The organism is Methylacidiphilum kamchatkense Kam1, assembly GCF_007475525.1.
GTDB lineage: Bacteria > Verrucomicrobiota > Verrucomicrobiia > Methylacidiphilales > Methylacidiphilaceae > Methylacidiphilum > Methylacidiphilum kamchatkense.
This window is the reverse complement of sequence record NZ_CP037899.1, coordinates 906706-919933: the sequence shown is the minus strand read 5'-3', so window position 1 is coordinate 919933 and position 13228 is coordinate 906706. Positions and strand designations below refer to the sequence as shown.

The window sequence follows — 13228 nt, the reverse complement described above, 5'->3', positions numbered from 1 at the left end:
AGATGCAGAAAAAAAAAAGAAACTTTCCTCATTTGCTACCCAAAAGCGAAAATCCTAACCATACTTATAAAAAATATGATTAATATAATAAAAAAGTTAAAATCGAAAAATGTTTTAAAATATAAATATATTTTATATTCTATTTTAGTTAAGAAGTATTAGATAAATTTATTATTTTCCATTACAAAGAGTTTCTCTAGAAACAATAAAGACAATAAGCAAAAATAAAATATTATTATATAAATTAATATTGTTTCTAGAGGTCATTGAATTTTTATTCTTGTAAAAATTTTGTTTAGAAAAAAATTTTAATAGTATTGAATTTAAGTTTTGATTCTTTAGAAAATATTTAAATCGAAGAAACAACTTTTAGGCAATGGCTCTTGAAAGCAAAAAAGAACTTAAGCCGGCTTTGCTTGTTGTGTTACAGGGGCTATTTAGTATCGAATTTCTTTTAGGTACCTATAGTCCTCCTGCTTATGCCACCTTTAATCTCTATCCGGCAGGAGATTTGGGGGTAAGCCCAAGCCATGCCTCCTGGATTTCGACGATTTATTTCGCTGGTCAAGCATTCGGGCTATTTATAGGCCCTTGGTTTGATCGAGCTTTTGGTCGAGTTAAATCTTTGCTTTTATCAATCGGGTTTTTTGCTCTATTCGATTTTCTTGTTGCCATCAGTTCAGACTACTATCTTTCCCTGTTCTTTAGGCTCCTCCTTGGTATCTCTGGCGGTAGTACAATGACACTCTGCCAGCTTAATCTTCTCGACTACTATCCAATTAGTCGATGGCCTTTTGTGACCACTTATTTCGGCTTTCTTCAGGTTTCTGTCTTTGGGTTTGGTCCCGTAGTCGGAGGGTTTATCAATGAATCATTTGGCTGGAGAGCTTATTTTTTGACAAGCTGTTCTCTTCATATCATCTGTGGGCTAATAATAAGCTGGATTCTCCTTGTTCTTACCGAGAAAAGACAGGAAGATACGCCAGTTCCCCATCCTTTTGATTGGATCGGATTTATGCTTTTGCTCTTTGCTGCTCTGTGTTTTCAAACCTTAGTCACGCGTGGACAGGATGAAGATTGGTATAATTCCACCTTTATTGACCTTCTTTTTCTCTTTGGTGGAATATCGCTTCTCTATTTTGTTGTTTGGGAAATGGGTGAAAAAATCCTTTCATCAACCTCAAACTTTTCTTCAAACCAACCTTTCTTATCTCCTCTATCATAACTCCTATTTCCTTTGCGATTGTCTATGGGCTTTTCTCGACCCTAGTTTTTACACTTCAGGTATTGAAAAACCATACGAATTTCTCCTCTTTTCAAGCCGGACTAGCCATGGCTCCCTTATTGTTTTTTCTACCGATTATTTATCCCCTATCCGTTTTTTTATCTCCGAGAATCAATCCCAAAATAGTCGCTTCCATTCTCTTGATTCTCTTAGGCATATTCTGCTATTGGACTGGTTATTACGATTTTTTCAACAAAAGAGCCTTTTTTGATCAATTTTTTAATCAATACATTCTCTTTACTCAAGTCCTCAATGGTGCCTACGTTGGTCTTGTTCCAGCACTCAATGCTATAGCCATTAATGGATTATCAAAAAAAACCAAGAATCCGCAGTGAATACAAGTATTCTATTACGCACTTATTTTCTTACTTGGGGTGGAGGACTCCTTGGAACCATGCTGATGGAGCATAGACGTGATTTCCAACAGACACGACTTGTTGAAACATTTACAGGTCAGAACTCAGAAAGTCTAAGCTTTATAGCCTCACTCCAACATCTTGGTCTGAACAACTTACAGATCCAATCGAAGATGGTAGAACAGGCAGCTAGCCATTCTATTATTTTAGCTCTGGATGACACCTACAGGCTTTGTAGCTGGATTTTTTTTCTGATGGCTATTTTAGTCTGGATTCCAGCCATGAAAAAAAAAGGAATATAATTTTCTTAAAATTTTCTACAATGTGTGTCGAAAAGAGAAGAATGACCCAAAAATTATACTGGCCTTAGCAAAATATTATCATGGAATGTTGTTTATCTATGGAGCCCTTGACAAAAGACAGATTTTGCAACGCTCATTTTCTGCTATTTCTGTCAATGCTTATTGGCATGATGGTTGCAGGCTGTGCTACTCTGCCAAAAGACACACGTGTTGCAGCTCCCCTTGATACTCCACAGATTAAAGAAACCCTTAATGCTCAATTCGACAACTCTTCTGAAAAAATAGTAAAAAAATGGCCTTCGCTTCGCTGGTGGGAGGAGTTTCATAATCCTGAAATGAATCGGATTATAACTATAGCACTGGGAAAAAATCCAGATCTAAAAGCCTCACTTTCAAGGATACATCAAGCATGGGCCATTGCAGCTGGTGCTCGCAGTCGCTACCTCCCTTCCTTTAGTTCCACGCAATTTCTTTTCCCTGTGCCCCTGGGAGTTTTGCAACTTCCTGGGAGTAGTTTTTTTGGTCCGTTCGGAGACAACAGTTTCTTTTTTTGGAGTGTCATTCCTGCCCTCTCAAACTATCACTTAGATCTTTGGGGAGAAGATAAAGCCCGGGTGAGAGCAGCTATTGGCATGGCAAGGGCTTCTGAAGCAGAATATGCCCTCGCCCGACTTTTTCTGAGCACGACTCTTGCCAGTAGATACATTAGATTGGTCTCTGCTGAAGAAGAATTAGGACTGGCAAGGAGTGGACAACAAATCATCAATGAACTGCTTCATCTTGTTCAGATGAGAAAAAAAAGTGGCATAGAAAACTTACTCCCAGTCCATACCATTGAGCAGAGGCTGGAAACAGTAAACCAACTAGTTAACAGCCTCGAAAGAGAAACGCAAATCTTAAGAGATGAAATCGCCAGGCTGGCTGGACAAAGTCCCGATTGGGGTAGAACTATTTTAGTAAAAGAATCGACCTTCCCAAAACGATTTCCATTACCAAAGTCTCTTCCTCTCGATCTTATAGGAAGAAGACCTGATGTAGCTGTGAGCCGATGGAGAGCGGAAGCTCTTGCTCATCAAGTCAAAGTTACAAAAACGGCATTTTATCCAAATCTTGATCTCGTTGCTCTCGTCGGCTTTGAAACTTTGAATTTTGCAACTCTTTTTCTCAATCCCGCTTTACCTTTATTGTATATTGCTGGCCCTGCCTGGAATTTACCTATTTTCACTGCTGGCAGACTCAGTTCGGAACTTGTCGTAGCTCAGGAAGAATACAATATTGCTGTTGAAAGTTATAATAGCACGCTGCTTTCGGCTTTCCAACAAGTAGCCGATGCTTTATCCGTATGGAAAGAAACGGATAAAAATCTGAGTTCGCAGGAACAATCAACAAATTCAGCAAAATCTAATGCTGAACTTTCGGCAAGACTTTTTTCTGCTGGAATTAACACCAAGACTGATCTTTTAGACTTACAGTATACACTTATTCAATCTCAAATCACATTAAGTAATAGAACTGCTGAACATCTGGAAGCAGCGGTCGGCCTTTTTTTAGCCTTAGGGGGTGGATATGAGTCCATCGAATGAAGCAGAAAAAAAAACAACCAATCTCAAGGACCCATGGAAGAAGCTTTTGCGATATTTAAATAGGTCAATCATCGCTTCTACCCCACCTAAATACCGAAGAAGAGTCATACGCAACAGACAACTGGTCCTTGTCACCTTAGGCATTCTCTTTTTAGGGCTTCTCTATTTTATCCTTTGGTTTTTTATTTTCAGTCGAGTAGTAATCACCAATGATGCCTATGTTATAGGTAATCTTGTGCCTTTGAAATCACAAGTCAGTGGTGTGGTCACAGAAGTACTCTATGAAAACACCCAGCTGGTGCATCAAGGAGAGGTCTTAGTCAGGTTGGATAGGCTTGATTCAAGAGTCGCCCTGGAACGGGCAGAAGCTAACCTAGGGGAAACGGTTAGAAGGGTTGAAGATCTCTTCTACCAAGTCCAGGTCAGCAGGAATCGACTGTTAGCAGAAATTGCTAGATTAGATCGGCTCAAACACGATTTAGCACGCTATAAAAGTGTTGTCTCTTATGGAGCCGTCTCCGAACAGCTTGTAGATGATACCGAGCAGCAGGTCAAAGAACTCGAAGCACAAGTCAAACAGGATGAAGCTTCTCTCTATGATGCCGAATCGCAAATCTTCAACACAAAAATAGAGGATCATCCTCTAGTCAAACAAGCCGCCACCGAACTTAAAAATGCCTATCTGGATTATGTCCGAAGGGAAGTTTACGCACCTGTTACTGGCTATATTGCCAATAGAAAAGTCCAGCCAGGGGATGAAGTTCGTCCCGATACTTATCTTTTGTCAATTGTGCCTCTAGACTACCTATGGGTAGAAGCTAACTACAGAGAAAGAGAAATGAAGAAAATTCGTCCAGGTCAACCCGTTACTATTACAGTGGATTATTACGGAAGAAGACTCATTTATCACGGACAGGTAGAAGGATTGCATCCAGGTACAGGAAGCGCCTTTGCTTTGCTGCCTCCTGAAAATGCAACCGGAAACTATATTCATATTGTCGAAAGAGTGCCTGTCAGAATCCGTCTTTCTCCCGAAGAACTAAAAAGACATCCCTTACGACCTGGCCTTTCAGTCATAGCACTGACCCATGTAGACAAAAAAGGGGAGCCTATTTTAAGTTCATTAGTAAAGTTCCCAAAGGAAAAATATGAAGCACATATTTATGAAAGAGAACTGGATGGAGCCGACCAGCTTATCCAGAAAGTCATTGAATCGAATCTTTACAAGAACCGTTTACCAAAACCTATCCATCCAGATAAAAAAGAAAAAGATTAATGAATTTAATAATTTTCTTTGACTGTTGTTTCTATTTTTGTCAAAAAGGGAAAAATATATCTTTGATAATATGGTTTTTATATGCGTCCTAAAATTCACTTTGTAACCTTCCTTTCCCTTTTTTTAATCCTTAATTTTTCCAGTCTTCTTACTTTGCCTCTTGCGGGTGCCGACTTTCGGGATGACAACAGTGTTTCTGTGGAAGATTCTGATCCTAAAGCAAAAGAAGAATTATCAAAAAATTTAAAGAATTTATCTAAAATCGATACCTTTCACTATCATCAAGGAGTTTATGCGGCTCTATATGGTGGTGGAGGGTACCTAGATTCTGGCCAATGGACCTATACAGATACAAAAGGTAACATAGGGATGGGAAATTATGGTGGCTCTTGGGGAGGAATTGGAGGGCTAAAAGTTGGCTATCAATATAAAGGTTGGCAGATCGGTCATTCCCCTTATAGAGTAACTGAAGCCGTGGAATTCGATGGGTTCTATGCTGGCTATTCTAATCCAATGAATGGGTACATAGGGAATTTTTCTGGGCCAGTATTCCATGGTAGCAGTGTGACTCCTGACATGCAATTGAATGTAGGGATTATGACAATTAATTCTTTAACCAAATTAATCACTCCTTATCGGTTTGCTCCATATATTGGATTTGGAGTTGGTGGAGGAATCGTGACAGCTTCTAATATTACTGGACTTGCACCAGCTGGTGGCTTCGATACTTCCCATTCCAGTACAACCGGAGCCTTCGTTCTTGCTGAAATTATGGGGGCAGAATATTACATCACGGATCATTTGAGTGTTTTTATTGAAGGGAAATTCATTTACTTTGATAGTTCCATTTCAATCTTCAAAAATTTGGCTCACTTTAATGTAATGACAAGTACGCCTGGGCAAGCCTCTTTTGCTTTAGGGAACTTTTTCCAATACATTGGTGTGGCCGGTGTCAAATATGTTTTCTGGTAAAACAGTGACTACCCCTTATCCTTATTGAGGCTTATCCAACCGTAATTTATCTAAGTATTCTATCCAATGAAGAACGGGAAGAGTGGTAGCCGATTGCAACTGCAGTCGACAGCCAACATTCGCCGTAAGAATCGCCCCTGGCTTTCCAGAAAGAATATTTTTTATTTTTGCATCCAGTAGGCTTTGAGAAAAATCCTTTTGCAACAAGGCGTAAGCTCCTGCTGCACCACAGCAAATGTGATTATCTGGAATATCTGTTAGGTGAATACCTAATTTTTTTAAAAGGGCTTCTACCCTTCCCCTCATTTTCATCCCATGTTGTAAAGTACAAGGACTGTGAAAGGCCACAGTGGGAAATTGTTCTGCAGTAAGTTTTAAAGAAAACTCCTCTTTTTCTAAAATTTCGACAGGATCAAAAGTCAATGTCGCTATCTTCAAAGCTCTATTTTGATAAACTGGATCATCTTTAAAAACAACTCCATAGTCTTTAATCATCTGACAGCAGGCCGAAGAACAAACAACAATCCCATTTATCCCCTTTTCTAGGTAGCTAGTCCATAAGTCGATATTGTTCTTCATCTGTTCCTTTGCCTTTTTTTTGTAGGATAAATGATAAGCCAATGCCCCACAACAACCTTCATTTTGAACATCAATCAGTTGAATACCCAAACTGCCGAATAGTCTTCTAGTTGCTTCAAAAACAGATGGATACAGCACAGGTTCAACACATCCTTTAAAAAGAATCATTTGAGCCCGCTTTTCCCTAATCCATTGAGGCTTCTCAAAACATCCTTTCTGAATGTTAGAAAGATTAGGTAATTTACGGCGCAAATATTTAGGTAAAAAAGCTCTCAAAAGATTTCCAATTTTAAACAAATAAAAAAACCTTTTCCTTTCTGGCACAAAATAGAGAAGAAGCCAACGAAAGGCTTTGTCCAAAAAAGGTCGTTCTTCTACCTGCTCAACGAGTTCCTTACCCATATCTGCAAGTCTTCCAAATTGCACATTGGAAGGACAAGTCGTTTCACAACCTTGGCATAATAGACAACGATCAAGATGTATTCTGGTCTTTTCTCCAGAAGCCTTACCTTCTAAAAAAGCCTTTATCAAATATATTCGGCCTCGCGGTCCGTCTAGCTCATCACTTATTAATTGGTATGTTGGACAGGTGGCATTACAAAATCCACAATGCACACATGCTTTGATAAGTTCCTTGGCTTCCTTCCCGGCTTGAAGCTTGCTATACTTTAGGTGCAGTTGAGTATCCATGAGATGATTTAAAACTCCTCATAAATTCTACCTGGATTTAAAAGCCCAAAAGGATCAAAAGCCTCTTTAAGCCTTCTATGAATACGCAGGAGGGCCGTATCCAAAGGAGAAGCCAAAGTCACTTCCTTGTCATGGCACCAAGCATATCCTCCTTGATCTCGTGCCCAACGAAAAATGGCTTCCCTATTGTCTTCTTCCCCTTTCCACCATCTCTGACTTCCACCCCAGTCGAAAAACCATTCCCCTTCCATCGGTAGCAAAGGAGCAGCTTGGGGAAGAACCAATCGCCACAGTCTTTGGCTATTTATAAAAAAAGGATGGGTTCTTTCTTTGACGGAGTTCCAAAATTGATGATCGTTTGCTAAAATGTCTCCTCCAATTTCTTTTTCGGCTCTCCTTACAGATTTTTCATAACCAGAAATTCTCACATAAAGTTTATTGTTATAATAACAACTGGCTGAAAGCGGAAAATATTTAGCTGCAATTATTGAAAGAAAACGAAGTGCCTCGGTAGCATTTTTTTCTAAAACTACAGTAGTTGAAAATGGTGGGAGGGGAAGTACTTTAAAAGTCACGTCCAGGATTATTCCAAGGGTTCCCTGGGCTCCAGCCATCAGCCTGAATAGATCAAAACCAGCCACATTTTTGATGACCTGACTGCCAAAGGTTAGAACTTCTCCCTTTCCATTAATGATCCTTACTTTTAAAAGATAATCTTTCAATGCCCCTTTATAGGGTCTTGATGGACCAGAAAGTCCACACGCAACTACTCCCCCCACAGTAGCTTGTTCTCCCAGATGGGGAGGTTCAAAAGGTAGATATTGGCCATGCTGCTTCAAGACTTCTTCAAGGGAGCCGATAGGAGTACCACTCTTTACTGTTACAAATAGTTCAGCCGGATCATATGTAATGATTCCTCTATTTTCTGAAACGTTAATAGGTTTACCAACAACTTTCCTACCTAACCTTTCTTTCGTTCCACCGCCAATGATTTTTATCTTCTCTTTAAGATTGATAACCCTTCTTATTTTTTCTATAAGCTCGTTTGTGATTGAGTCGGTGGCTGAAGAAGGACAGTCTATCATTTTCAATTATTTAAAAATCAAAATCTTTCTATACCTGCAAAAGCAATCTGTCCTTGATGCACATGCATCTTTCCAAATTCCGCACATCGATGAAGTGTAGGAATGGCTTTCCCTGGATTAAGCAAAGCGTCTGGATCCAAAGCTCTTTTTATCCGATGGAACTGCTGAATTTCCTCCAAGGAAAATTGGAGACACATTGGCCCAAGCTTTTCAAGACCTACCCCATGTTCTCCAGTAATCGATCCTCCAACTTCAACACAGAGTTCAAGAATCTTTTCTCCTAAGCTTTCGACTCTTTCCATCTCCCCAACAATACTATTATCATAGAGAATTAGGGGATGTATATTCCCATCGCCCGCATGAAAAACATTTCCAACTCTAAGATTATATTGAGCGGCTAGTTCGGCAATCCTTTTGAGTACAAAAGCTAGACTTTTTCTTGGAATTGTTCCATCCATACAATAATAATCAGGAGAAATTCTCCCTGCGGCCGGAAAGGCTGATTTTCTTGCTTTCCAAAGGAGCAACCTTTCTTCCTCATTCTTAGACCTAATGATCTCCTTAGCTCCCATCTGGATCATTATTTGTTCAACCAGCCTACACTCTTCCTCCACTTCTTCAAACATCCCATCAAGCTCACACAGTAGAACGGCTGCAGCCGAAGTTGGAAAGCCTACTTGAATATAGGATTGGACTGCTTCAATAACCAGCTTATCCATAATTTCAAGTCCTGCAGGCACTATGCCTGAAGCAATAATCTGGCTTACTGTTTTACTAGCCTCAGTGACATCATCAAAACAACCAACAACAAGCTTTGCACATTCAGGTTTTGGCAAAAGACGCAAGGTAGCTTCTATAACTATTCCAAGCATTCCTTCGGAGCCTACTATTAAAGAAAGAAGATCACAACCAGGGCTTTCGCCTCCCACATTCCCTATTGAGACAATCTCCCCTTCTACAGTCAGCATCTTTATCGCAAGCACATTATTGACTGTAAGGCCATATTTCAAACAATGGATTCCTCCGGCATTCTCAGCAATGTTTCCTCCAATCGTACAAGCAATCTGAGAGGAAGGATCTGGTGCAAAATAAAGTCCATAAGGTGCAGCAGACTGGCTTACCTGCATATTAGTGACCCCAGGCTCTACTCTAGCAACCTGATTTATAGGATCGATTTCAAGAATCTGGTTGAACTTAGACAAGCTAAGAACAATCCCTCCCTCCACTGGGGTTGCACCTCCCGAAAGCCCCGTACCCCCTCCTCGCACCACTATGGGCACACCAAATCGCTTGCAAGCAGACAAGATCACAAGGATCTCTTCAATTTTTTGTGGAATCACAACAGCTAAAGGCAATACCCTAAAAGCGGTCAGTCCATCGCACTCATAAACGGAGAGTTCTTCAGGCTCATAGATAACTTCCTCTTTAGGTAAAGAGTGTAAGAGTGTTTTGAGGAACTCAGAATGGTTTTTAGAATTTTTTATTTTTCTTTGCTTAAACATGATATATGTAAAATCTATCCTACTAATACATTAATTGCTATTGCTTCAAGATAACATTGAGATTCGCAAAAGATAAAATTGCATTCATAATAGTTTCGTAGTAGCCCTAAACAGCGTTGCTAATAATTTTATTTTGCTTTGGAAAGCAACGAAAAAAAAAAAGAGAAGGAGTTATTTTATTCCATATTGAGTGATCTTGAGAAATGTCTATTTTTTTGTAATTTATAAATGTCTATGGATTGCTTTTGTTGTTATCTTTTAGCCATCACTCCAACCCCTGATGCTATTTCCTATAGGAATTCTTTTCAAGGCTATATTAGCATTTCTTTATTATTACTTGGATCCTCCATTGCTTCCTATTTTGCCATTCAAATATTGAATGTAAGAAAATTGAAAGCAAAACCAGATACTTTGAGCCTCGTTTTATTTTCTATTTTTGCTTTATTCAGTTTTTTGGGAATGTTATTTTGGAAACCGATCCCTGAAGACTATAGATGGATTGGAATTTTGCTTGGATTATCTTTATTGTTATTACTAATCAAAAGATTCTCTCCAAGAACCATCCATCCCAAAATCCTGCCTTCTGTGCTCATTCCTTCAGGAATTGTTTCCCTCCATTACCTAGTTCACGAAAAAATTGAATTCTTAATTGTCTTCTTTGTTACCATGTTTGCCTTAGGTGTAGTCAAGGAACTTAAAAACTAAAGTATCTCTTCTCTAGAAATCAAAACAATTTAAAGCCAGCTTTTCTTCCGCAGCTTTTCCTCCTACCTTTTTAAAAATGGACTTTCTCAAGCACCCAAAGATAAGATTCAACTTCTCTTATAAATACTCGTAAGTAATGAGTGTCAAAAACTCAACGAAATCTTTTGTTAACACAACTTCTTCAATCACTCGATCCACTTGATCTAAAAAAGGAAGATGTTTGAGTAGCTCTTTTTCTTCTGTTTTCCAGCATAGGAAAAGTTCTTTGTCAAAAGGAATTTCGCTATCCATCTCAGCTTCCAAATGAACCCATTGCCACAGCTGACTGCGAGCAATTTCAGCAGATGAAACATCTTCCTTAAGATTAAAGATATCTACAGCTCCATGACCAGAAAGCCAGGAAGAAAGATACATGAAAAGAAGACTAATATTGCTTCTAACACCTGATTCAGTAATAGCCCCAGGGATCTTAAAATCAAGCAAATCCTCCGGTCGTACTATGAGGCTTTCTGGGTGTTCCTTTGCTTCCGTAATAGCTTCTCTTGAAACATTCTTAAAAGCTTCTCTTACCACAGGGACAAGCTTTGGATGATTGACGATACACCCATCCATTCCAAGAGCAATGTCTCTTTCTTTTTCGAACTTTATTTTTTCGAAGAGCTCTGCATCCTCATAAATCACTGACGGTTCTAACAGAGAGACTCCTCCAATGGCAAGGGCTCTTCTTTTCTGACAGGTCTCAACAAGGAGCTTCCTATAGGCATGCAAGAAGTTTGCATCCATTGTAATTTCCGACCTGTCGGGCATAAGTGCTTCTCTACTCTTCCGGAATTTCTTTATGACACTGAAAACATAATCACGTGGGTCTACGCTCAAAGCCCAGCCATGGTTTTTCATTGAATGAAGGATTTCTTCCATTTCAAAAACCGCTGTAATAGTCTCTATGATGATAGTTGCCCGTATACTCCCAGAAGGAAGAGAAAGAGCGTTTTCAGTAAACGAAAAAAGAGAAGACCAAAATTCGGCCTCATAAAAATTTTCTATTTTTGGAACATAAAAAAAAGGCCCACTTTGTCTTTCTACAAGTAGTTTGGCATTGTGATATACATAAAGACCAAAATCAAAAAGACTTGCCGCAAGGGGTTTGCCATCTACATGAACATGTTTTTCCCAAAGATGTATTCCTCTTGGCCTGACGTGAAGCAAAGGCTGATAGCTTGTATTGCTATCATTTTTTTGCCTTAAGAAGTCGAACAAGAAGATCTGGCTTTCGATGATATTTTCCCAGCTCGGCGATAAAGAATCTTCTAAATCAATAATGATCCCATCGGCACCTGACTCCACAGCATTCTTTAGAAAGTCCAAAGAAGCCGTTCCCAGAATCTCAACTTTTCTCTCTGGCAAGTTTTGAGGCAACGCAGCTACTTCCCATTTATCTTCACGAATCTGACGAGTGTCTGAAAGAAAGTTTAAAGAAAGTCGATTATCATCTATGGCTTTCTGTATTTTTTTTCTTCTTTCCAGTAGTTCCAAACGCAAGGCATCAAACTGCCTATGAAGAGAAGCAACAAAACGGAGCGCCTCATAACTAAGGATCTTTTCCCATTCTTTATGGTAGGTACCTACAATCGTTACTCCTGAAGGTGCTGAATAAATACTCATGTTTTATATCTTACCCACAATGGTATTATAAATCAGTTCAAAATAGCTTGCTCCAACTTCCTGTTGGTGACTGAGCGCAGTATATCCTTCCTGTTGTGCTTCTTTTTCCTTTTCTTGAAATACAGAATAAGCTATCAAGCCTTTTTCTTTAATTTCCTTTGCCATGGTAAACATCCCGTAACAGAGTGCATGAAAACCGGCCAAAGAAATCACTTGTAATTTATAGCCCCAGGAAGCCAACCTATTGTGAAACGATGCCATCTGTTCTTCTTTCATATATTCTTTCCAATAAAAAGATGGAGAACAATTATAAGCAAGCAATTTCCCAGGAAAGGTTCCATGGATGGCTTCGGCAAATCGTTGGGCAGCCAATAAATCGGGCTTTGAGCTTTCAAACCATAACATATCCACATAAGGAGCAAAAACCAGTGCACGCGCTATTGCTAAATCCAACCCTCCTTGAATTTCAAAGAATCCTTCTTCGGTTCTTCGTTTTATAAATGGTCGATCCCTTTCATCCACATCCGAAGATAAAAAAGAGGCTCCATCGGCATCCGTCCGTGCTATAATAATGGTGCTCACTCCTAATATATCCGAGGCAAGCCGTGCCGCTATAAGTTTTTGTAAAGCCTCTCTAGTCGGAACCAATACCTTTGAACGCATGTGCCCACACTTCTTAGCCGAAGGAAGTTGATCTTCAAAATGCACCGCAGCCACTCCTGCTTCTATTAACCATTTTGTTAACTCGAAAGCATTCAATGCCCCTCCAAATCCAGCTTCCCCATCAACAATAATCGGCACAAAATAATGGATGTCTTTTTTGTTTTCGGCAAAGTTGATCGCGTCGGCTCTTCTCAATGAAGCATTGATCCTTTTTACAAGTAAAGGGATGGAATTAGAAGGATAAAGAGAAAAATCGGGATACGTTTCTTGAGCCAAATTAGCATCAGCAGCGATCTGCCAGCCTGAGCAATAAATAGCTTTAAGCCCAGCTTTGACCATTTGAACCGCTTGCATACCTGTTACAGCTCCAAGAGCAATGACTGGTTCTTTGTCATGGAGAAGTTCCCAGAGTAGTGTTGCTCCATGCCTAGCAAGGGTATATTCAATAGAAAGCGATCCTGAAAGTCTTACCACATCTGCTGCGGAATAGGCTCTTTTGACCCCTTTCCATCGATCTGAACAAGCCCATTCTTCGGTTATTTTTTCAACTAGAGAAGGCATAGGAAGA

General features: G+C 39.6%; 12 protein-coding genes. 7 read left to right on the top strand and 5 right to left on the bottom strand.

Annotation, left to right across the window (positions count from 1 at the left end):
- The first annotated feature begins 376 nt into the window (after window positions 1-376).
- The 6 genes from kam1_RS10520 to kam1_RS04330 all read left to right on the top strand — a co-directional run bounded on the left by kam1_RS10520 (window position 377) and on the right by kam1_RS04330 (window position 5774).
- Entirely contained in the window at window positions 377-1225 is an 849-nt protein-coding gene (locus tag kam1_RS10520; protein ID WP_244946169.1) for an MFS transporter, read from the top strand.
- A 62-nt stretch (window positions 1226-1287) separates the two neighbouring features.
- Entirely contained in the window at window positions 1288-1620 is a 333-nt protein-coding gene (locus kam1_RS10515) for an MFS transporter (RefSeq protein WP_244946168.1), read from the top strand.
- Complete coding sequence (locus kam1_RS10510; protein ID WP_244946167.1) at window positions 1617-1943, top strand: hypothetical protein; 327 nt, start codon at window positions 1617-1619, stop codon at window positions 1941-1943. The genes kam1_RS10515 and kam1_RS10510 overlap by 4 nt, the downstream gene beginning before the upstream one ends.
- Window positions 1944-2041: 98 nt before the next feature.
- Window positions 2042-3526, top strand: a complete 1485-nt coding sequence (locus kam1_RS04340) for an efflux transporter outer membrane subunit (RefSeq protein ID WP_039721757.1) — start codon at window positions 2042-2044, stop codon at window positions 3524-3526.
- Window positions 3510-4802: an efflux RND transporter periplasmic adaptor subunit gene (locus kam1_RS04335; protein WP_039721758.1), complete on the top strand. Its 1293-nt coding sequence runs from the start codon at window positions 3510-3512 to the stop codon at window positions 4800-4802. Before kam1_RS04340 ends, kam1_RS04335 begins: the two co-directional genes overlap by 17 nt.
- Window positions 4803-4883: 81 nt before the next feature.
- Complete coding sequence (locus kam1_RS04330) at window positions 4884-5774, top strand: hypothetical protein (RefSeq protein ID WP_039721759.1); 891 nt, start codon at window positions 4884-4886, stop codon at window positions 5772-5774.
- A gap of 21 nt (window positions 5775-5795) precedes the next feature.
- Here the strand turns inward: kam1_RS04330 and glcF are convergent, their stop codons facing one another.
- Genes glcF through kam1_RS04315 form a run of 3 tightly spaced genes read right to left on the bottom strand, consistent with a single transcriptional unit; the run spans window position 5796 to window position 9630 of the window.
- Entirely contained in the window at window positions 5796-7043 is a 1248-nt protein-coding gene (gene glcF, locus kam1_RS04325) for a glycolate oxidase subunit GlcF (protein WP_143958275.1), read from the bottom strand.
- An 8-nt stretch (window positions 7044-7051) separates the two neighbouring features.
- Entirely contained in the window at window positions 7052-8128 is a 1077-nt protein-coding gene (glcE, locus tag kam1_RS04320; protein ID WP_052250506.1) for a glycolate oxidase subunit GlcE, read from the bottom strand.
- 17 nt (window positions 8129-8145) lie between these two features.
- Window positions 8146-9630 carry an FAD-linked oxidase C-terminal domain-containing protein gene (locus kam1_RS04315; protein ID WP_039721760.1) on the bottom strand — a complete coding sequence of 495 codons (1485 nt, stop codon included), beginning with the start codon at window positions 9628-9630 and terminating at the stop codon, window positions 8146-8148.
- 234 nt (window positions 9631-9864) lie between these two features.
- Between kam1_RS04315 and kam1_RS04310 the strand changes: the two genes are divergently transcribed.
- Window positions 9865-10335 carry a hypothetical protein gene (locus tag kam1_RS04310; RefSeq protein ID WP_039721858.1) on the top strand — a complete coding sequence of 157 codons (471 nt, stop codon included), beginning with the start codon at window positions 9865-9867 and terminating at the stop codon, window positions 10333-10335.
- 117 nt (window positions 10336-10452) lie between these two features.
- Here kam1_RS04310 and kam1_RS04305 read toward each other — a convergent pair whose 3' ends face one another.
- Together kam1_RS04305 and aceA are read right to left on the bottom strand one after the other, a co-directional pair.
- Window positions 10453-11997, bottom strand: a complete 1545-nt coding sequence (locus tag kam1_RS04305) for a malate synthase (protein ID WP_143958274.1) — start codon at window positions 11995-11997, stop codon at window positions 10453-10455.
- Window positions 11998-12000: 3 nt separating this feature from the next.
- Entirely contained in the window at window positions 12001-13221 is a 1221-nt protein-coding gene (gene aceA / locus kam1_RS04300; RefSeq protein ID WP_039721860.1) for an isocitrate lyase, read from the bottom strand.
- Between the last annotated feature and the right edge of the window lie 7 nt (window positions 13222-13228).